Origin of the sequence: Microbacterium wangchenii, from assembly GCF_004564355.1 — a bacterium.
GTDB lineage: Bacteria > Actinomycetota > Actinomycetes > Actinomycetales > Microbacteriaceae > Microbacterium > Microbacterium wangchenii.
In genome coordinates this window covers 1,416,648-1,440,695 of sequence record NZ_CP038266.1, presented here as the reverse complement: position 1 = coordinate 1,440,695, position 24,048 = coordinate 1,416,648, and the positions used below count along the sequence as shown (strand labels likewise).

At 70.3% G+C, this 24,048-nt stretch carries 29 protein-coding genes; 15 read left to right on the top strand and 14 right to left on the bottom strand.

Features of this window, described 5'->3' with window-relative positions; translation table 11 throughout:
- Positions 1 to 21 precede the first annotated feature (21 nt).
- Positions 22 to 807, top strand: coding sequence for a 23S ribosomal RNA methyltransferase Erm (gene erm / locus E4K62_RS06780; RefSeq protein ID WP_374108112.1), 786 nt, complete (start codon positions 22 to 24; stop codon positions 805 to 807).
- 18 nt (positions 808 to 825) lie between these two features.
- Here the strand turns inward: erm and E4K62_RS06775 are convergent, their stop codons facing one another.
- Complete coding sequence (locus E4K62_RS06775) at positions 826 to 1,227, bottom strand: VOC family protein (RefSeq protein ID WP_135065250.1); 402 nt, start codon at positions 1,225 to 1,227, stop codon at positions 826 to 828.
- A 65-nt stretch (positions 1,228 to 1,292) separates the two neighbouring features.
- Here E4K62_RS06775 and E4K62_RS06770 point away from each other — a divergent pair, with 65 nt between their 5' ends.
- Positions 1,293 to 2,006, top strand: coding sequence for a TetR/AcrR family transcriptional regulator (locus tag E4K62_RS06770; RefSeq protein ID WP_135065247.1), 714 nt, complete (start codon positions 1,293 to 1,295; stop codon positions 2,004 to 2,006).
- A 20-nt stretch (positions 2,007 to 2,026) separates the two neighbouring features.
- Here E4K62_RS06770 and E4K62_RS06765 read toward each other — a convergent pair whose 3' ends face one another.
- From E4K62_RS06765 to E4K62_RS06755, 3 genes are read right to left on the bottom strand one after another with little or no spacing between them, the layout of a single operon-like run.
- A complete protein-coding gene (locus tag E4K62_RS06765) occupies positions 2,027 to 2,548 on the bottom strand; it encodes a GAF domain-containing protein (RefSeq protein WP_135065244.1) in 522 nt (173 codons plus the stop codon).
- A gap of 10 nt (positions 2,549 to 2,558) precedes the next feature.
- On the bottom strand, positions 2,559 to 3,167 hold the full coding sequence (locus E4K62_RS06760) for a histidine phosphatase family protein (RefSeq protein ID WP_135065241.1): 609 nt from the start codon (positions 3,165 to 3,167) through the stop codon (positions 2,559 to 2,561).
- 37 nt (positions 3,168 to 3,204) lie between these two features.
- Complete coding sequence (locus E4K62_RS06755; RefSeq protein ID WP_135065237.1) at positions 3,205 to 4,446, bottom strand: PEP/pyruvate-binding domain-containing protein; 1,242 nt, start codon at positions 4,444 to 4,446, stop codon at positions 3,205 to 3,207.
- A gap of 56 nt (positions 4,447 to 4,502) precedes the next feature.
- Between E4K62_RS06755 and E4K62_RS06750 the strand changes: the two genes are divergently transcribed.
- Complete coding sequence (locus tag E4K62_RS06750) at positions 4,503 to 4,892, top strand: DNA-binding protein (protein WP_240742845.1); 390 nt, start codon at positions 4,503 to 4,505, stop codon at positions 4,890 to 4,892.
- Complete coding sequence (locus E4K62_RS06745; protein ID WP_135065234.1) at positions 4,889 to 5,524, top strand: transcriptional regulator; 636 nt, start codon at positions 4,889 to 4,891, stop codon at positions 5,522 to 5,524. Before E4K62_RS06750 ends, E4K62_RS06745 begins: the two co-directional genes overlap by 4 nt.
- A 32-nt stretch (positions 5,525 to 5,556) precedes the next feature.
- Here the strand turns inward: E4K62_RS06745 and E4K62_RS06740 are convergent, their stop codons facing one another.
- Both E4K62_RS06740 and E4K62_RS06735 read right to left on the bottom strand, forming a co-directional pair.
- Positions 5,557 to 6,186, bottom strand: coding sequence for a GyrI-like domain-containing protein (locus tag E4K62_RS06740; RefSeq protein WP_135065231.1), 630 nt, complete (start codon positions 6,184 to 6,186; stop codon positions 5,557 to 5,559).
- Entirely contained in the window at positions 6,128 to 6,703 is a 576-nt protein-coding gene (locus E4K62_RS06735) for a PadR family transcriptional regulator (protein ID WP_135065228.1), read from the bottom strand. Before E4K62_RS06735 ends, E4K62_RS06740 begins: the two co-directional genes overlap by 59 nt.
- Before the next feature lie 48 nt (positions 6,704 to 6,751).
- Between E4K62_RS06735 and E4K62_RS06730 the strand changes: the two genes are divergently transcribed.
- On the top strand, positions 6,752 to 7,048 hold the full coding sequence (locus E4K62_RS06730) for an MmcQ/YjbR family DNA-binding protein (RefSeq protein WP_205805893.1): 297 nt from the start codon (positions 6,752 to 6,754) through the stop codon (positions 7,046 to 7,048).
- A gap of 16 nt (positions 7,049 to 7,064) precedes the next feature.
- Here E4K62_RS06730 and E4K62_RS06725 read toward each other — a convergent pair whose 3' ends face one another.
- A complete protein-coding gene (locus E4K62_RS06725; protein WP_187270362.1) occupies positions 7,065 to 7,499 on the bottom strand; it encodes a winged helix-turn-helix transcriptional regulator in 435 nt (144 codons plus the stop codon).
- Positions 7,500 to 7,558: 59 nt separating this feature from the next.
- On the opposite strand from E4K62_RS06725, the gene E4K62_RS06720 reads away from it, so the two are divergent.
- A complete protein-coding gene (locus tag E4K62_RS06720) occupies positions 7,559 to 8,992 on the top strand; it encodes an MFS transporter (RefSeq protein ID WP_135065225.1) in 1,434 nt (477 codons plus the stop codon).
- Here E4K62_RS06720 and E4K62_RS06715 read toward each other — a convergent pair.
- Positions 8,984 to 9,739, bottom strand: coding sequence for a CPBP family intramembrane glutamic endopeptidase (locus E4K62_RS06715; RefSeq protein ID WP_135065223.1), 756 nt, complete (start codon positions 9,737 to 9,739; stop codon positions 8,984 to 8,986). The genes E4K62_RS06720 and E4K62_RS06715 overlap by 9 nt on opposite strands.
- 141 nt (positions 9,740 to 9,880) lie before the next feature.
- On the bottom strand, positions 9,881 to 10,948 hold the full coding sequence (locus E4K62_RS06710) for a VanZ family protein (RefSeq protein WP_135065220.1): 1,068 nt from the start codon (positions 10,946 to 10,948) through the stop codon (positions 9,881 to 9,883).
- Positions 10,949 to 11,058: 110 nt separating this feature from the next.
- Here E4K62_RS06710 and E4K62_RS06705 point away from each other — a divergent pair, with 110 nt between their 5' ends.
- Entirely contained in the window at positions 11,059 to 11,460 is a 402-nt protein-coding gene (locus E4K62_RS06705; protein ID WP_261799163.1) for an SRPBCC domain-containing protein, read from the top strand.
- A gap of 11 nt (positions 11,461 to 11,471) precedes the next feature.
- Here E4K62_RS06705 and E4K62_RS06700 read toward each other — a convergent pair whose 3' ends face one another.
- Positions 11,472 to 12,821, bottom strand: a complete 1,350-nt coding sequence (locus E4K62_RS06700) for a hypothetical protein (RefSeq protein WP_135065213.1) — start codon at positions 12,819 to 12,821, stop codon at positions 11,472 to 11,474.
- 95 nt (positions 12,822 to 12,916) lie between these two features.
- On the opposite strand from E4K62_RS06700, the gene E4K62_RS06695 reads away from it, so the two are divergent.
- The 5 genes from E4K62_RS06695 to E4K62_RS06675 all read left to right on the top strand — a co-directional run bounded on the left by E4K62_RS06695 (position 12,917) and on the right by E4K62_RS06675 (position 15,874).
- Positions 12,917 to 13,423 (top strand): hypothetical protein, encoded by a 507-nt coding sequence (locus E4K62_RS06695; protein ID WP_135065211.1) that lies wholly within the window; start codon positions 12,917 to 12,919, stop codon positions 13,421 to 13,423.
- 103 nt (positions 13,424 to 13,526) lie between these two features.
- Entirely contained in the window at positions 13,527 to 13,748 is a 222-nt protein-coding gene (locus E4K62_RS06690) for a hypothetical protein (RefSeq protein WP_135065208.1), read from the top strand.
- A gap of 13 nt (positions 13,749 to 13,761) precedes the next feature.
- Positions 13,762 to 14,541 carry a MerR family transcriptional regulator gene (locus E4K62_RS06685; protein WP_135065205.1) on the top strand — a complete coding sequence of 260 codons (780 nt, stop codon included), beginning with the start codon at positions 13,762 to 13,764 and terminating at the stop codon, positions 14,539 to 14,541.
- 83 nt (positions 14,542 to 14,624) lie between these two features.
- Positions 14,625 to 15,209, top strand: a complete 585-nt coding sequence (locus E4K62_RS06680) for a small multidrug efflux protein (protein WP_135065202.1) — start codon at positions 14,625 to 14,627, stop codon at positions 15,207 to 15,209.
- A 26-nt stretch (positions 15,210 to 15,235) separates the two neighbouring features.
- Positions 15,236 to 15,874: a hypothetical protein gene (locus E4K62_RS06675; RefSeq protein ID WP_135065199.1), complete on the top strand. Its 639-nt coding sequence runs from the start codon at positions 15,236 to 15,238 to the stop codon at positions 15,872 to 15,874.
- 128 nt (positions 15,875 to 16,002) lie between these two features.
- On the opposite strand, the gene E4K62_RS06670 is transcribed toward E4K62_RS06675, so the two are convergent.
- The 4 genes from E4K62_RS06670 to qcrB all read right to left on the bottom strand — a co-directional run bounded on the left by E4K62_RS06670 (position 16,003) and on the right by qcrB (position 21,733).
- Positions 16,003 to 16,368: a MerR family transcriptional regulator gene (locus E4K62_RS06670; protein WP_135065196.1), complete on the bottom strand. Its 366-nt coding sequence runs from the start codon at positions 16,366 to 16,368 to the stop codon at positions 16,003 to 16,005.
- 92 nt (positions 16,369 to 16,460) lie between these two features.
- Positions 16,461 to 19,193 carry an ATP-binding protein gene (locus E4K62_RS06665; RefSeq protein WP_135065193.1) on the bottom strand — a complete coding sequence of 911 codons (2,733 nt, stop codon included), beginning with the start codon at positions 19,191 to 19,193 and terminating at the stop codon, positions 16,461 to 16,463.
- A gap of 88 nt (positions 19,194 to 19,281) precedes the next feature.
- Positions 19,282 to 20,289, bottom strand: a complete 1,008-nt coding sequence (gene sigJ, locus E4K62_RS06660; RefSeq protein WP_240742844.1) for an RNA polymerase sigma factor SigJ — start codon at positions 20,287 to 20,289, stop codon at positions 19,282 to 19,284.
- Positions 20,279 to 21,733, bottom strand: coding sequence for a cytochrome bc1 complex cytochrome b subunit (gene qcrB, locus E4K62_RS06655; RefSeq protein WP_240742843.1), 1,455 nt, complete (start codon positions 21,731 to 21,733; stop codon positions 20,279 to 20,281). The genes sigJ and qcrB overlap by 11 nt, the downstream gene beginning before the upstream one ends.
- A 178-nt stretch (positions 21,734 to 21,911) precedes the next feature.
- On the opposite strand from qcrB, the gene E4K62_RS06650 reads away from it, so the two are divergent.
- The 3 genes from E4K62_RS06650 (at position 21,912) to E4K62_RS06640 (ending at position 24,036) form a co-directional block, all read left to right on the top strand.
- Complete coding sequence (locus E4K62_RS06650; protein ID WP_135065190.1) at positions 21,912 to 22,214, top strand: antibiotic biosynthesis monooxygenase; 303 nt, start codon at positions 21,912 to 21,914, stop codon at positions 22,212 to 22,214.
- A gap of 236 nt (positions 22,215 to 22,450) precedes the next feature.
- On the top strand, positions 22,451 to 23,266 hold the full coding sequence (locus tag E4K62_RS06645; protein ID WP_135065187.1) for an ABC transporter ATP-binding protein: 816 nt from the start codon (positions 22,451 to 22,453) through the stop codon (positions 23,264 to 23,266).
- Positions 23,263 to 24,036, top strand: a complete 774-nt coding sequence (locus E4K62_RS06640; RefSeq protein ID WP_135065184.1) for an ABC transporter permease — start codon at positions 23,263 to 23,265, stop codon at positions 24,034 to 24,036. Before E4K62_RS06645 ends, E4K62_RS06640 begins: the two co-directional genes overlap by 4 nt.
- Positions 24,037 to 24,048 lie beyond the last annotated feature (12 nt).

Genomic DNA, 24,048 nt, shown 5'->3' with positions numbered 1-24,048 from the left:
ACTGGATCTTTTCGCATGCCCATGCACTCTCCGTACGGCGGCCGCGCCGAGCTCGGCCAGAACTTCCTCCGCGACCCCCGCGCCATCGCACGCGCGATCGATCTCGTGCGCTCGACGCCCGGCCCCATCCTCGAGATCGGAGCCGGCGACGGCGCCCTGACTCTCCCGCTGTCCCGCCTGGCCCGCCCTCTGCGCGCGATCGAGATCGACCCCGTGCGCGCTCAGGCGCTGCGCAGACGCGCGCCCCACATCGACGTCCTCGCCGCGGACGGGCTCGCCGTGCCGCTGGATCGGCCCACCGTGGTCAGCAACGTCCCGTTCCACCTCACCACGCCGCTGCTGCGCCGCCTCCTGCACTCCGGGACGTGGACGCACGCCGTCCTCGTGCTGCAATGGGAGGTCGCCCGCAAGCGGGCCGGGGTGGGCGGTCGCACGATGATGACCGCTCAGACCGACCCCTGGTTCTCGTTCTCACTGGAGGGGCGCATCCCCTCCCACGCGTTCTCGCCCCGCCCGGGCGTGGACGCGGGCCTGCTGCGCATCCAGCGGCGCGCCACTCCGCTCGTGCCCCTCGCCGAGCGCGGGTCGTACGCCGCGTTCGTCCGCCGGGTGTTCACCGGACGCGGCGGCACGCTGGCGCGCCTGGTCCCCCGCGCCGCGCCGGGTTCCTCGGCCGCCGCGGTGGCGGATGCGCTGGCGCGTGCGGGTGTGGCCCCCTCGGCGCTCCCCCGCGACGTGCGGCCTGTGCAGTGGGCGGAGATCTGGCGCGCGACCCGGCCCACCGCTGTAGACAGGCGACAGCGGTGAGCCGGCCGGCTCAGGGGGTCAGGACGTTGCCGGCGATGCGCCCTCGACCCACTCCACCAGTTGCCAGATCAGACCGTTGGGGTCGGCGAACTGGCAGAATCGCTCGCCCCACGGCTCCGTCTCCGGCGCCGTCACGACACGCGCGCCGGAGGCCTGGATGCGCGCGAACTCCGCGTCCAGACCGTCGACGACGAACACCAGAAGAAGGCCCTGACCGGCCGCTCCGGCCACCTCGGCCGGCCGGAAGGTCGCCAGGCCGGTGGCCAGGAAGATGAGGTTGACCCCCGCTGTGGAGTGCCCCAGGGACACGAAGCCCTCGGAGGACATCTGGTCCTGGAATCCGAAGTTGCTCCGGGCGAAGTCCGCCGACGCCTCCACGTCAGGCACGTTGACAGAGATCGCTGTTTGGTTGATGTGCATGGACACTCCCTTCCGAGTTACCGCGTACACTGTACGGATAAAGGGGGTGCGACACAATGGGGAACGTGCCGAAGACGCTGATCGACCTGCTGTGGCGCGGGCACCCGAACGCCCCCGACGGCGGGAGCCGCGGCCCCCGCGCGAAGCGATCGACGACCGCCGTGGTCGACGGGGCGATCGCGCTGGCGGACACCGAAGGGCTGGACGCACTGACCGTGCGGGCGCTGGCGCAGTCGCTCGGGATGTCGACGATGTCGGTGTACACCCACGTGAATTCGCGCGACGACCTACTGGTGCTCATGACCGACAGCGCGCACGCGGCGATGTCGCTGCCGCCGTACCGGGGCACAGACTGGCGCGCGCGCGTGCGCGCGGTCGCCGACTCCAACCTCGCGCTCCTGACCGCCCACCCCTGGCTTCTCGAGGTCCATGACCCGCGCTCGGCCCTGGGACCGGGCACCATCGCCAAGTACGATCACGAGCTGCACGCGTTCGACGACACCGGGATCGACGGCGTGGAGCGCGATGCCGCCCTCACCTTCGTCCTCGATTTCGTCCGGGCCAACACATCCGCCCGGCTCGTGGCCACGGGGTTCGACGCGGTCTGGTCGGACGCGACCGTGAAGCTCGGCGAGTACGTCGGGCGGGACTACCCACTCGCGCGCCGCGTGGGTGCAGCGGCGGGCGAGCGAATGGGCGGCCCGTACAGCCCGGCCGCCGCCTGGGAGTTCGGCCTGGGCCGCATCATCGCCGGGCTGGCCGCCATCATCGACGAGTAGCCCGCCGCCGCGGCGTCGTCCTATCCGGCGTCGTCCGACCCGGCGGATGCCGTTCGCTGCGACTCGTTCCACAGCCCCGACGTGAGCGCACCCACCGCGCCATCGTGGATCTCCTGCCAGTTGCGCCCGCCCCGCGCGAAGGTCCGGTGCACGCCCGGCGGCACGTCACCGTCGGGGATCGGCGCATCCAGCCACGTGCAGGGGCGGACGTGCACGAGGTCGACGCCTGCCGCATCGGCGCTCCCGTCGTAGCGCCACCCGCCGCCCAGGCGGCCCAGCCAGAAGAGCCCTTCGGCATCCCGCGTCCACACGAACGCACCCTCGGGTGCCGCCGCGAACCGCTCCAGCCGGCGCGCCATCCGCTCGTCGTAGCGGGCCGCCACCTGCTCGGCCGCCGCGACGAGGGCAGCGGGTGGGGATGCCAGGACGCCGCCGATCCCGCACAGGCCGTGCGTGAGGGCGCGTTCCACGGCCGCTCCCCCGTCCACGTCGGCCCGCCGCGACCGCAGAGGCGCGCGGAAGACCCGGGTCGATGCCGTCACGGATCCATTCTCACGGGCGGAGGCCCGGTCGAAAGCCCGTCCACCGCAGGTCCACGGGAAGGTGACTCATGTCGTTGAACATCATGATCGTCGGAGCGGCTCCCGCACGGTAGGTGAGCACGGTCAGCCCGGCATTCGCGCTGGTGAGGTCCAGCCAACGCGCGGGAGGGGCCTCCAGCGCGTGGCGCACAAGCCATGCGATCGGGTAGTCGTGCGTGATGAGCACTTCATGCCGCTCCGTCACACCGTTTCCCGCGGGCCCCGCCGTCGCGAAGCGTTCCGTGAGCGCATCCGCTGTCCGGCGGCCCGCGGCTGCGTCGGCCTCGGCATAACCGTCGAAGAAACCCGCCCAGCTCGCGGGCATCGTCTCGGCGGGCGGGACGTAGGGGATGTTGTCGATGAGCTCGGCAGCTTCGGCTACGGGTGCGTCTGTAAGGTGCCGGACGAGCTCGAGGGCAGTGGCGGCGGCACGGGGCAACGGTGAGTGCCAGATCGCGGTGATGGGCAGTGCGGCGAGCCGTTTCCCCAGCAGTTCCGCCTGCCGACGGCCGGTCTCGGTGAGTGTTCCGAACGGGTCGGCTGCGCCGTGACGTGCGATGTAGAGGTGTCGTGTCGTCATGGTCGCGCGTGATGCGGGATGGGCGTGGCGGGTGTTCTCACTTCTGCTCCTTCGGATGTCTGGGCGCGAGGTGGATGTCGACGGTGCCGCGCGCCCCATCGATGGTGAGCGCGGCGGATTCGATGATGCGGCCGGTGGCGCCCGGGACGCCCAGGACAGCGGGAATACCGTGCTCGCGGGCCACGATCGCGGCGTGGGAGAGGGCACCGCCGGTCTCGGTGACGACGCCTGCCGCCACGCGCAGGAGGGGCGTCCAGCTGGGGTCGGTGTACCGGCATACGAGGATGTCCCCGCGCCGGACTCGCGCGAAATCCGCCGGTCCCGTGACGATCCGCGCCGGACCACGCGCGATCCCCCGGCTGCCCGCGATGCCGCGGAGGGGGGAGGACGCCGTGGCGCTGGCGGGCGAGGGGACCTCAGCGGTCACGGGACGTGCCTGGAGGATCCAGATCCCTCCGCCATCCATGGCCCACTCGATGTCCTGCGGTGCGCCGAGCAGGTCGGCGATGCCCTCGCCCAGCCCTCTCAGAGTGTTCGCCAGAGCGTCATCGAGTGTCGGTGCGACGCGCTGCGGCTCCGGGACGCGGCGCGTGCGGATGGTGTCTCCCGAGCGGTCGGAACGGGTGAGCTTCCGCCCGATCGTGCGCATCACGGTGCCGTCGTCGTGGACCTCGTACCGGTCGGGATCGACGGTTCCGCCCACCGTGCCGATTCCCAATCCCCACGCGCTTTCGATGCGAGTGACGTGCCCCCGGCTCGAGGTGAACATCACCCCGGAGACACGCGCGTCGACGAGGCGCTGGACGAGAACGGCCATCGCCCCCGGCCCGGCGGGCGCCCGACGAGCGCGGCCATGGCGATACGAACGGGCACGGTCGGAGTGCAAGGAGGACCAGCAGGTGCGGACGGCGGCGCTCACCGACGCGACGTCGCGCGCGCCCAGCACTGTGGCGTACTGGCCGGCGGCGGATGCTCCCCGGGTGTCCTCGTCGCGTGCGGAGGAGCGCACCGCCACGGGGGCGCCACTCCAGCGCGACAGGTGTCGCGCGATCGACTCCGTCAGCTCCGGCGGGATCACCGGCACCCCGGCGCCGGACCGGACCGCGTCATCGTGGACGTCGGCGTCCGGCGGAGCGCTCGGCGTCGCTGCGGCGAGGTATGCGGAGAAAGGGATGACGAAGCCCTCCGGAACGGGGAACCCCGACCTGCGCAACGCGCCCATGGTCGCCGCTTTCCCCCCGCAATCCTGCGCGACGGCGTCCTCGAGCCAGCGGATCACGACACCTCCTTCAACATAATGTTGACAACGGTTCGTTGATTCTTCATGCTGGTGCCGTGATCCGCAAGACCCCCATGGCCGATGCTGCGCGAGAAGACCACGCAGCGGCAGACCGTTACCGGACGGCGCGAGCGGCCCTGCACGAGCACGGCGCGAACGCGCTGGACCCCCGACCGTGGCGACCGGCGTCGCACCCGTCCGCGGTCGACCTCGCCCAGTTCGCCCTCTGGCGGTCAGCCGACCTCCCCACCGACGGACTGCTCAGCGCGCTCACGCTTCTCGCCGAGGCCCGCGCCGAAGTCGAGGGGCTGGAAGCGGGGCTGCTGTTCGTCGCCCGCAGCGCTGGTCTGACGTGGGCTCAGATCGCCGAATCGATGGGGTTCAACTCCCCGCAGGCCTGCCAGCAGCACTACAACCGCCTGACCGAGCGGAGCAGCCGCCGATGACGCACGCCTCGGCGTTCGGAGTGCTCGTCCTGCACTCCGTGCGCCTCACCGGTTTCGCCGGCACCCGCGAGGTCGCGGAGCGGTTCAATCTCGAGCCTGCGCCGACCGCCGACGCACTGCGCGTCTTCCAGGAGCAGGGGTGGGTCCAGTACTCGACGTTCCTCGACATCGCGGGGTGGTCGCTGACGGAGACGGGGAAGGCCGAGAACGAGCAACAGCTCGCGAAGGAGCTCGACGACGCCGGCGCACGAGAAGCGCTCACCAGGGCCCACACGGACTTTCTACCCGCCAACGCACGCCTGTTGGCGGCCTGCACCGACTGGCAGGTGCGCCCCTCCCCCACGGACGTGCTCGCCCACAACGACCACCGGGACGTGCAGTGGGACGGCGGCGTCCTGGCGGAACTGGACTCAGTCGAGGGATTCCTGAGACCGTTCACCCGGCGGCTCAGCGGTCGATTGGAGCGGTTCGCCGGATATGACACCCGTTTCGCGGCCGCACTGCGGCGGGCGCGGGCGGGAGACCATGACTGGGTCGACCGGGAAGGTGTCGACTCGTGTCACCGCGTCTGGTTCCAGCTTCACGAGGACCTCATCGCAACCCTCGGGCTCACACGCGGGCAAGCCGCCTGAGGCGGGCGAGGCCGCGCCGCACGAAGGTCGGCTCACCTCGCTGCGCGTGGCGCGACGGGTTGCCGCAGGAGAGTCCGGAGCTTCTCCGGCGCGACCGTGCGGAAATCGCTGAAGTAGATCTCGTGATGCCGACCGGCCATCCGCAGGCCCTGCGCGGGGATGACCTCCTCGTGCATCCGTTCGAGCACGGGCGCCTCGTCGTCGAACGAGCCGACGTGCAGCGTCTGCACGCAGCGGCCCTCCGAGAGCCCCTCGAGGCGGACGTCGGCCAGGCGCGCCGGCGGCGCCTTCGCTCCGGCCTGGGCGACGGCATCCGCGATCATGGCGGTCTCGATCCAGTCGGGGACCAGGAGCATCATGGTCCAGTCCCACCGGGACTTATCGCGCGATGCGGTGAACGCCGCCATGTCATCGGCCCACCACAGCCCTTCCAGGGGCGGGACGACGTAATCGCGCCCGAGCTCGCGTTTGCTGCCGAACTTCACCTTGTACGCCACCGGGTACAGCGCCTCCAGCGCCTCGGCGTAGGCCGGTGAGGTGTTCGGGTCACCGTGCCCGTCGATCATCAGATACTGCAGGTCTGGCACATCGACGAGGCGGAACTCACCGCGCCGCGCCCGGTAGCTGTCGAGCGTCTTCTTCAGGTCGATCTTCTCGGTCATCGGACACCTGGGCCCGCTCCGCGAGCCACGACCTCTCTGCCTTCATGAGGCTCAGCGAGTAGGAGAGAACTTCGGATGCTGGCTTCGGGACGGGTCCGAGGGCGCGCTCGGCGGCCTCGACCGCCGAGATCCGCGCATCCACGTGCACCAGCCGGGCGCCCAGCGCCGCGGCGTACTCGCGCTCGGAGAGCAGCGGAGAGTTCGCGACCCCGACCAGCACGGGGTGCGGGGTGGGAGCCGTGTCAGCGATGAGTGCGCGTGCGCTGCGGGCCGCAGCATCCCGCCCCTCCGCCGTGGCGCGGAACACACGGCGCGACTTCGCACCGCCGCGTGCGTGCTCGGCTGCCATGAGACCGCGCTTCTCCAGTTTGGCGAGCAGGTAGTAGATGGAGGAGAAGCCGATCTCGGTCCACTGCCGGATGCCGCGCTGCTCGATGACCTGCTCGAGCTCGTAGCCGTGCTGCGGGCGCTCGACCACGAGCCCCAGGACGGTCAACTCGGCGGGGGTGAGTTCCACACGGCTATCCTAGCGCCAGAATAGAAGTGTGTCTCCTCCCCGGCCTACGTGCGCGGGAGGCTCAAGTTCCGCGTCGGCCGGCTCGTGTACGTCGCCTTCTCGCGGGACGAGCGCATCATGGGGTTCGCCTTCCCCAAGGAGGAGCGGGAGGCGCTCGTGGGCGGCGACCCGCGCAAGTTCCAGCTGCCCGCGGAGCCCGACCTCCGCTTCAACTGGGTGCACGCGGATCTTGCGGCACTGGAAGCCGGCGAGGCGCGGGAGTGGGTGGTCGACGCGTGGCGCATGGTCGTCCCGCAGAAGCTCTCGCGCGCCTACGACCTCGCCCACCCCGACGGACCGGCCTGATCCGCAGGTTCCGCCCTCACCTGGCGGCTGCGCCGTCCTCGCGGCGGTCGTACTCGTTGCGGGCACGCACGATGTACTCGGTGTTCTCCTCTGTCCAGGTCACCAGCGACTGCACCGTCGCATGCAGGCCGCGTCCGACGGAGGTGAGGCTGTACTCCACGCGAGGGGGGATGACCGCATAGACCTCCCGGTGCACCAGGCCGTCGCGCTCCAGGTTCCGCAGCGTCACGGTGAGCATGCGCTGGCTGATGCCGTCCACGGCGCGCTGAAGCTCGGTGAACCGCATCGGGGCGCCGTCGAGCAGGGCGATCACCAGCAACGACCACTTGTCGGCGATGCGGTCGAGGATCTGCCGGACCTCGCAGTCCTCGCGCCGGTCCCACTGGAAGGCGTCCCACCCCTCGGTTCCCCTGGGGTAACCGGGTGACTGCAAAGTGCCTTCTTCCGTCATGCGTCCATGGTGACCCAGGATGGGGCCTCGAACAATAGGTAACCGAACGCGGAGACCCCATGCCACGCCCCATTCCCACAGCTCCCCTGGCGAGAGCCGTCCTCCTCGCCGTCCTCTGCGGCGCAGCCTTCCTCGAGGGCATGGACGTCGCGATGTTCAACGTCGCCCTTCCCTCCATCCGCGCCGACCTGGGCCTGACGACCGCGGAGGTGCAGTGGATCGTCAGCGGATACGTCGTCAGTTACGGCGCCCTGATGCTCGTCGGCGGGCGCGTCGCCGACGCGTACGGGCATCGACGCGTCTTCCTCGTCGGGTTGGCGGCGTTCATCGGGTTCTCCCTCGTGGGCGGGCTCGCCGGCGACGCCTGGCTCGTGATCGCGATGCGCGTCCTCACCGGCGCGTGCGCGGCCTTCCTCATGCCCGCGGGCCTCGCGATCCTCAACACGACGTATCCGGCCGGCCACGTCCGGGATCGTGCGGTTCTCATCTACGCCGGCATCGGGGCGGCGGGGTTCTCGGTCGGCCTGGTCGCCGGCGGCGTGCTGTCGCTGCTGGGATGGCGGTGGGTCTTCCTCTTCCCCGCAGGGGTCGGACTCCTCTTGTTCGCCGGGGCGTCCGCGCTGATCCCCCGCGATGATGTGCGTCCGCGCGCGTCGCGCGTGGACTACCCCGGAGCCGTGCTCATCGCTGCCGCCGTCGCGTTCGCGATGCTCGGCATCGAGTCCCTCGCCCACCACGCCGGTCCGTTCCCCCCGGTGGCGTGGACCGTCGCGGCCGTGGCCGCGTTCCTGCTGTTCATCGCGCGACTTCGACGTGCGCCCGAGCCACTCCTGTCCCTCGCAGTGCTGTCGCAGTCGTCGGCGGCGCCGGCGGTGATCGGAGCCGCGTCCCTCGCCGCCGGTTTCGCGGGTTTCCAGCTCGTCTTCGTCATCTATCTGCAGGAATCCCTGGGGTGGTCGGCGCTGCACTCCGCGCTGGCGATGCTGGTGGTGGCGATGGATGCGGTCCTGGCACCCCTGGTCACGCCCCTTCTGGTCCGGCGATTCGGGGTATGGCCGGTGGCCACCGCCGGGCTCGGCTTCGCGCTCCTCGCCTACACGCTGTTCCTCCCGCTGGATGGCACGGACCATTACCTGGACTTCCTTCCGGGGCTGGTCGCCGTGGGGCTGGCCTTCACCCTCGCCTACGGCCCGCTCACGATCGCCGCCACCGAGCGCGCCCCACGCGAGGATCAGGGCGTCGTCAGCGCGGTCCTGTACACGTGCTTCCAGTTCGGTGCCGCTCTCGGCATCGCCGGGGCTTCGGCCCTGCATTCGAGCGCCACCGAGACGATCGGAGACGGCCTGACGGCGCTGAAGATCGCGCTGATCGCGCCCATCGCGGCGGCCGCGCTCGGGTTCGCGTCGGCCGTGGTGACGACGATCCGGCGGCGGTCGCGGCCCCGGCCGGCAGCATCCGTCCCCGCGACCTCCCCCACCGAAAGGTCAGCGTGAGCCGTCGGACGCGACCGGCGGATCGGGCGCCGGCCCCACCGCGGCGAGGCGACTGCGCAGAAAGAAGATGTACGGGATCATCACGGCCGCGATGATCCCCGCCACGACGGTCTCACCCCAGACGGAGTCGGACGTGAGCGTGCCGCTGAGGTTGAACAACGCGTGGAAGACGGCTCCGGGCAGGATGCTGCCGGTCAGAACGACCCCGTAGGCCAGCGCGATGCCGACCAGGATCGCCAGCACGATCTGCACCGGCTGCTCGGGGAGCGAGTACCCGCGGAGCAGGTTGACGACGTGCCCGACCCCGAACGTGACACCGGAGACGACGATCGCCCACGTCAACCGTCCCTCCGCCCTCAGTGCGCGCAGCAGGAACCCGCGGAAGACGAGCTCCTCGACGAACCCCACACCCGCGACCAGCAGGATCGCGAAGACCACCGTCTCCGTGTCCAGTCCGGGAGCCCATCCCTTGCCGTAGGACACGAAGGCGGTGACGAAGAGCGGGATGAAGAAGGCCGTCGCCGGCAGCGTGCCCGGTTGCACGCGGCGCACCCCGTAGAAGGCGAGCCGGCGCGTGCGCCGGAGATAGACGAGCAGGACTGCGGAGAGGATGAGGAGGACGATGCTCGTCGCCCCCGGGAAGTGCAGCACTCCCCCCACGACGTCGCCCACGTTGACGGCGACGATGTAGATCCCGATCCAGATCAACGCGTGCCAGAGGGGCTGGCTGTCCTGGAGCTTCCGCATGCGACCCCACCCTCCGACGCTGCGCGGGCGCCGTCGGACCCGACGCTAGACCCCGCCGCGTCAGGGAGACAGGGCCGGGTCGGGGATCACCACCGTGCGCCCTTCGCGCGCGTGGATCGAGCCCGGTGACGCGAGGATCGGCTAGCGCGGCCGGGAGGCTCCGCGTCGCGCGTCGGAGAGCCGTCGGCGCGCCAGGAGGCCCGGAAGCCCGCCGGGGCCGACCCGGGTGAAGACCAGGACGAGCGACAGGACGGCGAAGACGAACGCCAGGCCGCCCCATCCGCCGGGCAGAGCACTCAGCAGAAGGTACCCGCCGATGCCACCGAGATAGCGCATGAGCCTTGCGACCCACTCGTCACCGGGGCCGCCGGCGAATCGGACTCCGACGGCGATGTCTCCGATGGTCCGCCCCGTCGCCATCACGACGGCCAGCGTTCCGATGATGGCGGCGAGGGTGCCGGTGACGCCTGCGATCGTGCCGGCGATGACGGCCGATCGATCCTGGACGACGAACTGCAGCCAGAGCTGGACGAGGATCCCGGTGCTCCCCTGAATGATCAGCGCGGCGACGAGGTCGCTGACCATCGCATAGATGCGGCGCCCGCGCGTCACCTCGCCGCCCGGTGCCGCACTCGTCGACGCGACGCCTGCACGCATCGCGCGAGGCAGCGCCAGCGCGAGCAGCGACCCGATCACCGCACCGATCGTATTCGTGAGCAGGTCGTCCACGTCGAAGACTCGGTACGCACACGGATAGAGGCCCCACACCCCCGTGAGCTGCGTGAACTCCACAATGGCCGAGATGCTCAGACCCAGCACAGCGGAGACGACGACGCCACGCTGCCCGAGCACGCGGACGAAGCAGCCGAGCGGTACGAACAGCGCGACGTTCAGGAGCAGCTGCAAGACCGCGGGGTTGGTCAGGAATGCGCCCGGCGCGGAGATCGCCTCGAGGATGTCGGCGACGAACTGCGCGGGATTGAGATTCACCCCCGCGCACACCATCGTGTCGGGGTCGGGAAGCGGCAGGAGCGTGTACGTCCAGATCGCCCAGAAGTAGACGAGGGCCGCCGACCACATCGCGAGTCGGCTCAGCGGCAGCCGCCCCCCGCGCCGATAGCTGGCCGCCACGAAAGGCACGAACAAGAGGAAGCCGACGATTCCGCCGATGAGGACGGCGAGGAGGGCGAGCACGAGTTGGTCGCGCATGATGCTGAGCGTAACGAATCGCCCACCGGCCGGCGCACACGGAATCTCCGAACCGTCTGCGGTGTCGTCGATGAGCACCACCGCGAGCCTCGCGGCACGCCGGGAAGGCCGTGTACCGCCGGTGGTTCCGCCTCCCCGGGTCGGGCGCGCGGATGCGCCGGGACTTCCGCGCCGGCGGCGGGGAGGACGCGCACAGCGACTTCCGGAGCATGGACAGCGCACCCGAGGCACTGGAGTACCGGTCGCACTATCTCGACATCGTTCCCGGGAGCCGGATCGTCTTCACCTACGAGTCGATCATCGACGACGTCGTGAGGTGGGCGTCCCTCGTCACCGTGCTCCTGGCCGACGCCGCCGCCGCCACGCTGTTGACCTGGACCGAGCAGGTCGCCTTCCTCGTCCGCACCGGTGACGGCAGCGCGGATCTTCCGCACCTGCGGGGCGGCATCGCCCTGCGCCTGAACGGGCTCTCCGCCGTGCTCGGCGAGGAAGCGACGCGCCTGCGAGGCTGAGCCTCGCCGCGTCAGGGAGACAGACCCGGGTCGGGGATCAGCACCGTGCGATCGTGGGTGCCGCCGACGGCGTCGCGATACCCCACCCGGACGAGCGTCCCGCCCGCCGTCGAGTCGACGACGGTGACCTTTCGCACCCGTGGATCGAGCGGGGTCAGATCGCCGGTGCGCGAATCCATCAGGCCGATGACGACGGAGTCATCGTCGCGGTCGCGATGCTGGACGACGAGGACCGTGGCGCCGTCGATGTCGCCGCGGGTGTCGATCGTCCATCCCGTCGGCAGCTCCCGCGTCGTGAGCTCGCCGTCACGCCCGTCCACCCACTGCACGGAGGCCCGGTTCACCAGACGCACATCCCCGCCCACCGGCTCATACGACTCGAGCCAGTCGCCACCGGTGATCTCCGTCGTCCAGCCGCGACCGCCCGTCAGCGGCGTGCCCACGGCAACGGGCCGGTCGTCCTCGTAGCCGAACGTGACGAACGTGTCGCCCGCGATCACCCACGCGTTGTGCGAATCGTCCGCCAGCTCCACGGTGGTGGCGGTCTGCCCCGTGCGGGAATCCACGACGGTGTGCCGGCCCGCTTCCGCGTCGGACAGGACGATCCACTGAGCCTCGGGAGTCCACCGGCGCGGGTTGAAGGACGATCTACCCCCGCTGCTCGCGACCGCCCCGGACTCCGCCTCCCACACGCCCTCGCCCGTGCGGCGGTCCACGCCGAGGGTGCGCTCTCCGTCGGTGAAGACGACGACGTCGGCGTTCGCGGAGAAGGGTTCCGCATCACCGACCTCGGCAGACCACTCGGTCTCCCCCGTCGCCGTGGAGACGGACATCGCCGATCCCTCCGACGTCCCATCGGCGAACACCACGACCGAGTCTTCCGCCGAGACGGCGGACCAACTCGGCGCCCGGGCGGCGTCGTCGTTGACCCAGAGGACCGACCCGTCCGGGGAGTACCCGACGAGGGCGTTCCGATCCCGTTCGACCACGACGCGCACGTCGCCCGTGCCGCCCACTTCCCAGTAGTCGTCGACGTCCTCGCTGGGCGAGATGCCGGCGAGCACCCGCGAGCCCGACGGCACGGGCGGCTGAACATCGATCGCGATGCATCCGCCAGCCACCACAGCGGCGCCGGCGACAAGGCCGATGAGGGCCGAGCGCCGCGTTCCGCTCAGTGCGCACACGAGCGCCAGTCCGACGACGACCAGCGACGCCACCCACACCGCCCAGCCGAGGTCCAGGACGACCGCGGCCACTCCGCCGGCCACACCCACCGCGCCGAGAATCGCGGCGGCGATCGCTGCGCCACGCCGGGGCCCGGCGAAAAAGGGCGCGCGCGACGGTGGGTGAGCCTCGGTCATGGTGTCTCCGCTCTGCAGGATCAGCACGTGGCCGGGGTTTCCCACGCTATCGGGCGCGCCACCCGGACGTCGGTGGGCGCGCCTATCCTCACCGCATGTCGACTCCCCTCAACGAACACCTGCTCAGCCGCCCGCCCGACCACGCATCATCCGAGACCTTCGGCCGGTTCATCGGCTCGTGGCGGCTCGAGTGGTCGCGACCGGGTGACCCGGCTGCGCCGGATCATGCCGTCGGCGAGGTCCACTTCGGCTGGGTGCTCGGCGGCCGCGCGGTCCAGGACGTGTGGACGGTGCCGGGGCCCGGGCAGCCGGGCGCCGGCGAGGCGCCCTATGGTTTCCACGGCACGACGGTGAGATTCTTCGACGAGGTGCTGGGGGCGTGGCGATCCACGTGGATGGAGCCGGTCAACGGGCGGGTGCGGAAGTTCATCGGCCGAGAGGTGGGCGACGAGATCCACCTCGTCAGCACCGACGACGCGCCTTTCCTCCGGTGGCGATTTACCGAGATCGGCCCCGACCGGTTCGTGTGGCTGGGCGAGTACTCCGACGACGAGGCGCGCACGTGGCACGTGGAGGAACGCATGCTCGCCCGCCGGCGCTGACGGTCGGGAGCCCGCCGTGTGATGAACCCGGTTCTCACCACTCGGTGGAAATAAGGGTGAGCTACCGACGCGAAGCCGCCGGTGCCACTGCCATCGTGGCTGCATGCTCGAAGAACACGGAGAACCCCTGACGACGCAGCGGAGGCCGGCGGCGCGGCCCGGCGCCCTGACCGGGACACGCGACACCACGCCGCATCCCCTGACCCGGCCGGCCGCGCCCGGGAGCGAGCGTGCGACCCGCTACGCCGGGGCGATCAGCCTTGCCGCGGCGCTGGGTGGCACCCTGCTGTGCGCAGCCGGGACGCGCGGCCCGGTTGCGCGCTGAGGAGGGCCGACGCATGGCCTGGAGCACACGTGAGCTCGCCGACCTGGCGGGCACGACCGTGAACACCGTCCGTCACTACCACCGGGTCGGTCTGCTCGACGAACCCGATCGCAGGTACAACGGCTACAAGCAGTACGGCGTGCGCCACCTGGTGCGGTTGCTGCGGATCCGGCGGCTGGCCGACCTCGGGGTGCCGCTGTCGCAGGTGGGAGTGGTCGGCGCAGGTGGGGAGAACACTCCCGAGGTGCTGCACGCGCTGGATGCCGAACTGGCGGAGAACATCGCACGTCTGCAGCAGGCCCGTGCCGACATCGCGGCGATCCTGGATGACGGAGCCCCCGCCGACGCGCCCCCGGGTTTCGCGTCCGTCGCCTCGCACCTGTCCGAGGCCGACAGTTCGATCATCCACATCTACTCGCAGCTCTACGACGAGGAGGCGATGGCGGATCTGCGGCGCATGGTCGAAGTGGATGCCGAAGCCGGCGCCGTCGGCGACGAGATCGGCGCTCTCCCCGCGGATGCGGACGAGGTCACCCGGCAGCAACTCGCCGAGAAGCTCGCGCCCTCGCTCGCGCAGAACCTGATCGAGTACCCGTGGCTGTCGGATCCGGCGGGGCACCTGTCCAAGAGCGCCCCTGTGACCCGACAGACCTTCATCCAGGCCGTGACCGAGCTGTACAACCCCGCCCAGCTCGACGTGCTCGCGCGCGCGGGATTGCTTGCGCAAGAGCTGCTTTCCGCGCACCGCTCGGCGGATGACGACGCTTCGCCGTCCGTGCGACACACCTCTTGACCTGGTTCTGAGAACACGGTTTCTACTGGGCACCGGGTCGAGAGATCTCCCGATCCGCCGTCCCGAAGAAAGAAGTCGGAGCCATGAATCCCCTGCAGGAACTCGTCAGCAACTTCCAACAGCTCGTGAGCCAGGTGCCCGAACTCGTTCAGCCCCTCATCGTGATGCTCGCCGCCGCCATCCCCTTCCTCGAGGGGGAGTTGGGAGCCACGATCGGCATCATCGGCGGCCTCCCTCCCCTGGTCGCCGGCATCGCCGCGGCCATCGGCAACTTCGTGAGCGTGCTCCTCGTGGTGCTGCTCACGTCCGGGGCACGCACCGCCGTCGCCACCCGCCGACCGATCCGGGTGGGAGCAGGTGTGGGGGCAGGATCATCCGAGGCATCACGCTTCGATGAGCCGGCCGACACGTTCGATGAGATCACCTCCGCCAAGCCCGAATCCAAGGGGCGGGCGCGCTTCAAGAAGTGGCTCGTCCGCTTCGGCGTCCCCGGCGCGAGCATCCTGGGTCCCCTGGCCATCCCGACCCAGATCACCTCCGCCATCCTCGTCGGCAGCGGCGTCGCCCGCGCATGGGTTCTGCTCTGGCAGGCGGTGGCGATCATCTTCTGGACGACCGTGACGACCGTCTCGGTGTGGGCCGCACTCACCTTCGTCGTCGGCGTCTGACCCCAGCGGAGTGGAGAGGACATCCCATGTCGCGCGATGAGCCGGTCACCCTCGGTGGGGGCGAGCGACTGCCCCGGTACCGCTGGTGGCAGGCGTTCTCCCGCTCCCTTTTCCATCTGCAGCTCGCGGGCGGGAACGGATCACTGCAGACCTGGTCGGTGGATGTCCGTCCGGGGGGCGATGCCGACAGCGTGGTGCGCGCACGACTGTACCTCGACGGTGTGCACCAGGCCACGGCGAAAGTCCCGGCAGCGTTTCCGGTGCCCGGCGGAACCATCGAGGTCGCCGTGAGCGCCTTCGGGGTCAAACGGAGTCACTACGTCACTTTCGACGGGAGGGAGCGTCAGCTCTCCCCCGATCCCTCCTCCGCCGAGGGACGGCGTGCCCGATTGGATCGAACGCACCCCGGGGTCAGCCGCACCCTGGGCGTCGCGTCGATGGTCGTCCTCGCGGTCGCCCTCGTTCTCGGCATACCGCAGATTCTCGAGCAGATCACCCAGATCCCTCCGGTCGCCGAGACGGTGGGCACATTCTCCAGCCCCGTCCAACTCCCCGGGTGGGTGAACATCTCACTCCTCGTGGCGACGCTGGCCGCCAGCACCGAGCGGGCGCTGCGGCTGCGCTACAACTGGCTCCTCGACGGCGGGCTCTTCGGCGGCGACTAGAGACCGCGTCCCGCAGACTCGTCCGAACTCACCCACGGCGTTCCCGCCAGCCCAGCCCAGGAGAGCCCCATGTACGTGCCCCGCCCCGGTGACATCGCCCTGCCGCCGACCGTATCCATCGACCTGAGTCACCTCGTCGCCGCGGCGCTCGACTCGGCGTCGCCGGCGCCGTCGCCACGGGCGGAGAGCATGGCCCTGATCTCGGCCCTCGCGAGCTGAAGCCGGTCGATACTCGCCGACAGATCCGCCTCGATCAGGCGGAGCATCCGCTCGTCTGAGTGCGATTCGGCGTCCGGGGGGATCTCCGCGATGGGAACGCCGCGCTCCCTCAGACGCCGGATGTGGAGCAGTTGCCGCAGGTGGCTGCTCCCGTAGTGCTTGTAGCCGTTGGCGCCTCTCTCGGGTTCGTCGAGAAGGCCTATCCGGTGATAGTGCCGCACGGCGTTGACCGTGGTTCCGGCAAGTTCCGCCAGCTCTCGTGTGCTCCAGGACATTCGATCGACCTCATCTCCGTCGATCTCAGTCCACGCCCTGTGGTCGGGACCGGGTCAAGCTCGGCGCCGGGTCCTGAGGCATCGAGCCCAGGTCAGAGCTGCAGTTCCTTGAGGTGGCGACGGGAAGTGATGCCCAGCTTCCGGAAGATGCTCCGCAGGTGAGCCTCGATCGTCCGCGGACTGAGGAACAGCGTCGCGGCGACCTCCCGGGAGGTGGCTCCGGTGGCGACCAGACGTGCGATGTGCAGCTCCTGCTCCGTCAGCACCACGCCGGGCGCGGATGCGCGTGCACGCGGGTGCTCGCCTGTGGCGCGCAATTCCTTCGCCGCACGTTCGGCGAACCCCGCCGCGCTCATGTCGGTCAGCATGTCGTGCGCCGTACGCAGCTGCTCGCGCGCATCGCGGCGGCGGCCTTCCCGGCGGAGCCATTCACCGTAGACGAGGTGGGTTCGGGCGAGGTGACCCGCGGCGCGGGAACCGGTCAGCTGCTCGATCGCTTCGCGGTAGTGCCCTTCCGCATCGCTGTCCTGGGCGATCAGCGCCTGTGCACCGGCCGCCAGACCGCGCGCCCAGTGCGTGCCGCTCGCCTGCGCTCGCACGCCCAGCTCGTCGGCGGCTGCGCGAGCCTGATCCAGGCGCCCGGACCGCGCGGCCGCTTCGACGAGCTCCGGGAGAGCCAGGCTCACGACGGCGAGCTCATCGGACTCCACCGCGCGCTGGGCCGCGGTCAGGGCGGGAAGGAACTCGCCGGTGGCGTTGTGGAGCACGGCGAGCGCGTAGTGCGCCAGCGTGACCTCCGCTCCCCGACCCTCCTCCCTCCCCCGGACGCTTTCCCGGTGGAGCGCGGTGGTCTCCGCCGTCCGTCCGCGCCACGACGCCAGGATGAGGTCCCCGTACCGCAGGGAGGCCGCCCCTGTCGCGCGAGCGATCGCCGCGGCTTCCGCCACGATCGCCTCCGCACCGGTGAAGTCGCCACTCAGGGCGAGGGCGACGGAGTGCGAGACCAGGGCGGCGCGAAGGGTCGCCAACGCCCCCGCCTTGCGGGTGATGGCGACATTGCGCACCGCCAGGTCGTGCATCAGATCGTCGTCGAAGAGCGCGAGGGCCGTGCGGTTCGCGAGCCACAGCCAGCGGTCGCTGTCGGTCTGCCCGACGGCGTCTCTATCGAGTTCCTCGTCGCAGAACGATGTCAGCGCCGCCCGGAGCCGGCTCACACCGGCGGTGTAGCCCTCCGTATAGATCGACACGAGACCGTCGAGCAGCAGGTCGAGGGGCCGGGGAGGCTCCGGCGCGCGAGGTGCGGCCCGGGCGGCCTCGGCGGCGCCGCGCACATCGCCGCCGATGATGATGGCGGCGTTGAGGGCGAACAGAAAAGACTCCCGCGCCATCCTCGGCTCAAGCGGCGTCAACGCACGCGCAGCATCCAGGAATTCCAAGGGGACATCGTTGCCCTGCGCGAGGTAGAAGGTCGTGTGCGCGCGGAACAGAATGAGCCGAGCCGCCTCAAAAGGACTGAGCGGTCCTTGCGCGGCGAGCGCGAGCAGCGTCAACGCCTCGTCCGCCGCGCCCGCCTCGTATTTCGCCTGCGCCGCGAGGGTCGCCCGCTGTGTGCGCAGCGCGGGTTCGGGCGTGAGCTCGGCCGCACGCTGGAGGAACGCAGCAGCCGCCGCCATACCGCCGCGGGCGAGCGACCGGTGGCCGGCGCGCTCCAACTCGTCGGCGACGTCCTGGTCCGGGCCGAGGGCGGCCTGCCCCCGATGCCACGCGTGGCGATCCGGATCGATGCGTGCGTCGCCGGCAGCCGCCAGCGCCTCGTGCGCGCGACGGCGTTCGGACGGCGTGGCGGCGGCGTAGACGGCAGAGCGCACCAGGGGGTGACGAAATCGGACCGCCGAGTCGATGCGGAACAGTCCGGCGTTCTCCGCCGGAGCGGCGGCGGAGCGGGGGATGCCGAGGTGCGACGCTGCCCGGAACAGCAACGCCACCTCACCGGTCGGTTCGGCAGCAGCGACCAGGAGCAGCCCTTGCGTCTCCCCTGGCAGCGCCGCCGACCGCTGCAGGAAGGCTTCCTCCATCCGGCGTGCGACGCTCGGTCGCTCCCGCGCCCCGAACCCGCTCGCCAGGATCTCGGGGCGGGAGTTCCGCGGCAGCTCCAGCAGCGCCAGCGGATTCCCGTGTGCTTCCGCGACGACGCGATCGCGGACCGCGTCGTCGATCGGGATGCGGATCTCCGCAGCCAGCAGCGCCCGCGCGTCGCTCTCCCCGAGCCCGCCGAGAGTCAGTGCCGGCAATCCGTCGAAGGGTGCGGACTCGCCGTGGTCGGAATCGCGAGCTGCGATGAGCAGTGCCAGGCGTTCGGCGTACACGCGCCGGGCCGCGAAGGCGATGACCTCTGCCGAGGCCTGGTCCAGCCATTGCGCGTCGTCGATGAGGCAGAGGAGCGGCCGCTCGTCAGCGCTCTCCGCCAGCAGATTCAAGACGGCGAGGCCGACGAGGAACCGGTCGGGCGGGGAGCCCGCCTTCGTGCCGAACGCGATGGCGAGCGCGTCGTGCTGGGGCTCGGCCAGCGCGGCGACGTGCTCCAGAAGAGGGGCACACAGCTGGTGCAGCGCCGCGTAGGCGAACTGCCGCTCCGACTCCATGCCGATCGCACGCACGACCCGGAACCCCGACGGCTCGGCCACGGCGCCGGCGTAGTCCAGCAGTGTCGACTTCCCGATCCCGGCCTCACCGCGGGCGACCAGGACGCCGCCTCGGCCGGCCTGCGCTTCCGCCAGGACGCCTTCGACCCTCGCCCGCTCCTCCTGGCGTCCGAACAACCGCACGCGTCACCCCCGTGAACATCAGTCAGGAACGGGACCGGCGTCATCGGTTCGCACCTGACGCGCCCCTCAACCCTGTGCTCACCCCACACTATGGCCCCGGCGCTGCATCCCGTCCCGGTCGGCGCGACGGGCCCCACATCTCGAGCTTCTGCGGATTGCGGACAGCCCACACCCGCGCGATGCGGCCGTCGTCGGTCGCGGCGAGCGCGAGCACGGCGAGCGTGCGGTCTTCGCCGTCGGTTGCCGCGAGCCCCGGCTCCCCGTTGACCAGTTCCTCGCCGATGATGAGGTCGGGCTGACGATCGCGCACGCCCAGGAGGAACGTCGCGATGGCCTCCGCCCCGTGCAGCGGTTCCAGGGACGCGGATACGAGGCCGCCGCCGTCCGTGATGGCCGTGGCCTCGGGGTCGAGCACGTCGATGAGTGCGGCCAGATCCCCCCGCTGCCATGCGGCCTTGAATGCCTGCACGGCTGCAGCATGCTGGGCGGGCCGGACGGGCGTCCGCTGCTGCTCACCGATGCGACGACGAGCCGACCAGGCGAGCTGGCGGCACGCCGCCGGTGTGCGCCCCACGACGTCGGCGATCTCGCCGAAGGTGTACCGGAAGACGTCGTGGAGCACGAACGCGACCCGTTCGGCCGGCGTCATGGATTCCAGGACGATGAGCAGCGCCATCGACACCGAGTCGTCCAGGGCCACCCTGTCCGCGGGGTCCATCTCTCCCGCCGCCCCCTGGCTGCTCCATCGACCGACTGCGGGCAGGGGTTCAGGAAGCCATTCGCCGACGTAGTGCTCCCGGCGCGCACGGGCGGAGTCGAGCATGTCCAGCCCGATGCGGCTGGCCGTCTTGATGAGCCACGCGCGCGGGTGCGAGATGCTCCGTCGTTCGTGATCGCTGAGCCGGTACCAGCGGCTGTAGGTCTCCTGCACCGCATCCTCCGCGTCGGCGAGCGAGCCGAGCAGGCGGTAACTCAGCCCCAGAAGGACGCTTCGTTCGCGGATCGCGTCCGCGAACTCCGGCGGCTCGCCGGGCTGCGATGTGGCGCCTGCCGGCATCCTTCGTCCCTTCGCCGCATCCGTACGGTCATTGTGCATGGGATATCCCCTCGCGTCGTCGGTCCTGGCTTCGGAGAGGCCCGACATGCCCATGGACCTCGACGTACTCGCCTCCCGGACGGCGGAGGATCCTGCCCGTCTCGTGGCCGCGGAGGGCGACATCGCGGTCTCTGCGCTGCAGTCCGAGGCAGATCCGTCTCGTCAGGGAGAACGCGGCGAGGGGGCCGAGGACGAGGGTGAGCCGTAGGGCGAAGGTCAGGCCTTCGTTGCTCAGCGCGAGCTTCATCGCGATCACATCGCTTCCGCCTGCCAGCCACAGCACCCCGTAGACGACCACGCCCGCGACGCCGATGCCGGTGCGTGCCGGTGCGTCCCGCGGCCTGGTCAGCACGTGGTGCGCGTCCTGGTCGCCCGTGAACCAGCCCTCGACGAACGGGTAGCTCATCGCCGCCAGGAAGAACAGCCCGGCTGCCCCGATGGGCACGAGGAGCGCGGGTGTCCAGGTGCGGTCGAACAGCACCACCTCCCATCCCGGTGGCACCAGGCGCTGAGCACCGTCGAGGAACGCGAGGTACCACAGCGCTCCCCCGCCCGCCGAGGCGACGGCAGGATCGGCCGGCCCGTACACCCAGATGGGATTGACCGTGGTGGTCGCGGCGATCACGGTCAGGATCCCGGAGACGACCATGAAGAGGCCGACGCTTGTGACCAGGGCGACCTTCATCGGCCGCCCGACGACGTTGTGCTCGGTGCGCCCGGGCCCCGGGAACTGCGGAGGGCGGTGCAGGAGGCTCAGCGCGCCGATAGCGACCAGAAGCACGACGATGATGCCGGGGAGCACCATGACGTGCACAGGGTAGAAGGTTGCGATCGCACCGCCGGGGAAACGGCCCTGGAAGATGAGCGCCGACAGCCATGTGCCGATGACCGGGATGCCCCTGAGCAGGCCGTCCATCACCATGAGGCTCGTGCCCGACAGGGCGTCGTCGGGGAGGATGTGGCCCAGCAGCCCGGCCGCCATGCTCGACAGGAGGACGCCGATCCACAGCAGCCAGGTCAGCTCACGAGGCTTCCGGAACGCGCCCGTGAAGAAGACGCGCAGGATGTGCAGCATCACCGCCGCGATCATCGCCGACGCGCTCCAGTGATGAAGCTGGCGCACCAGCAGGCCGCCGCGGGTCTCGAACGAGACCTCGAGCGTCGATTCGAACGCTTTCGACACCTCCATACCGCGCAACGGTCGGTAGGCGCCTTCGTAGATCACCGCAGTCGTCGAGGGCTCGTAGAAGAACAGCAGGAAGACCCCGGACAGCCCGCACACCACGGCACTCGCCACGGCGACCTGCCCGAACAGCAGCGACCAATGATCCGGGATCACCCGTCGCTGCCAGGACGAGATCACCGTCGCGATGTTGGTGCGGTCGTCCAGCCAGCGCGCCAATCGGTCCGTGAGCTGCCCGGTTCCGTGCTCTGAACGACTCAACGACTCGCCTCCTCTCGCGGCCGGCCGATGCGCGCCGCGTAGACAAGGACGACGTAACCCGTCGAAACGTCAGGCGAGACGCCACGCCGCTCGCCGCCCTGACAATCCGCACGACCGTCTCGTCTCCCTCACTGAGAGGGACCCTCCCGTCCCGTGGATGCGAATGAAGGAGAAGAACATGTCCCAGCCCGTCACGTTCGTCAACGTCATCGAGGTGGAGCCGTCGAACCAGCAGGAGTTGATCGACCTGCTGATCGAGGGCACCGAGAAGGTCATCTCCACACGGCAGGGATTCATCTCGGTCACGCTGCTCGCCAGCCTCGACAGGACGCGCGTCATCAACATCGCCGTCTGGGAGAGCGCCGAGGATGTGAAGGCCACGCAGAGCGACCCGGCGGCAGTCGAGTACGCCCGTCGCACGGCAGCCATCGCGCGGCCCGGTCCCGGTCGGTACGCCGTGGCAGCCGAGTTCACCGCCTGACCCGAGCGACGGGGGCGGCACGGGCGCATCTGAACGACAGCGAGCCGTCTTCGGTCGCACCCTCCCCTCCGTGGCAGATTCGGGCTTGACCTTGATCCTGCATCAACCCCGCATCCTGAGTGCAGCGGCCCCCGCAAAGGCGGCGCGGCGCATCGAGAGAGGCGGATGATGTCGGGTTTCATCGAGAAGGTCGTCGGCGACATCGGCAACGGGTCAGAGAACGGGAGCCGCCGGTCATGACCGCGGGGACGACAGGTGCGCCGGCGATCCGGGTGCACGCGCTGGAGAAGTCGTACGGGAAGCTCGCGGTGCTGCGCGGGGTGGACTTCGAGGTCGCCCCGGGGAGCATCTTCGCCCTCCTCGGCTCCAACGGCGCGGGCAAGACCACCGTCGTGAGGATCCTGTCCACACTCCTGCGCTCCGACGCGGGGACGGCCGCCGTCAACGGCTTCGACGTCTCCTCCCAGCCGGCACAGGTACGGGAGTCCATCAGCCTCACCGGTCAGTTCGCCGCCGTGGACGACATCCTCACCGGGCGGGAGAATCTGGTCCTCGTGGCCAGGCTCCGCCACCTGACGAACCCGGGTGCGATCGCCGACGACCTGCTCGGCCGGTTCTCACTGACGGATGCCGGCGGGCGGAAGGTCGGCACGTACTCGGGCGGCATGCGCCGACGGCTGGACATCGCGATGAGCCTGATCGGGAACCCGCCGGTGGTGTTCCTGGACGAGCCGACCACCGGCCTTGACCCGGAGCTGCGCATCGAGGTGTGGAAGGCCGTCGAAAAGCTCGCAGCGAGGGGGACGACGGTGCTGCTGACGACGCAGTATCTGGATGAAGCCGAGGAGCTGGCCGATCGGATCGCCATCCTGCACAAGGGCCGGATCATCGTCGAGGGAACCCTGGACGAGCTGAAGCGACTGCTGCCGCCCACCAGAGTCGAGTACGTCGAGAAACAGCCTTCCCTCGAAGACATCTTCCTCGCGCTCGTGGGCGCGGACAGCGACAGCGGCGCCCGGTACGACGGTGCGGACGAGAAGGGATCATCATGACCACGCGCTTCTTCGGCGACACCGCCACCCTCACCGGGCGTTCGATGAAGCACGTCACCCGCAGCCCCGACACGATCATCACGACAGCCGTGATGCCGATCGCGATCATGCTGCTGTTCGTCTACGTGCTCGGCGGCGCCGTGGACACCGGCCCCGACTCCGCTTCGGGGGGATACATCGACTATGTGCTGCCCGGCGTCCTCCTGATCACGGTGGCGATGGGCATCTCGTACACCGCGTACCGGCTCTTCACCGACATGCAGGGCGGTATCTTCGACCGGTTCCACTCCATGCCCATCGCCCGCTCGGCAGCGCTCTGGGCGCACGTGCTGACCTCGCTGATGGCCAACCTCATCTCGGTTGTGCTGGTGATCGGCGTCGCGCTGCTGCTCGGTTTCCGCGCGGATGCCGGCGTGCTCGGGTGGCTTGCTGTGGCGGGCATCCTGCTCCTGTTCATCCTTGCGCTCACCTGGGTCGCAGTCATCGCCGGTCTGTCGGCGAAGTCGATCGAGGGCGCCAGTGCCTTCTCCTACCCGCTGATCTTCCTGCCGTTCATCAGCTCCGCGTTCGTGCCGACCGAGTCGATGCCCGGCCCTGTGCGATGGTTCGCGGAGCACCAGCCGGTGACCTCCATCGTGAACACCATCCGCGATCTGTTCACCCAGCAGCCGGTGAGCGGCGACATCTGGATCGCGCTCGCGTGGTGCGTCGGCATCTTCGTCGCAGCGTACGTCGCCGCGAAGGTCGTCTACCGGCGGAAGATCTCCTGAGGCAGGGTGAGT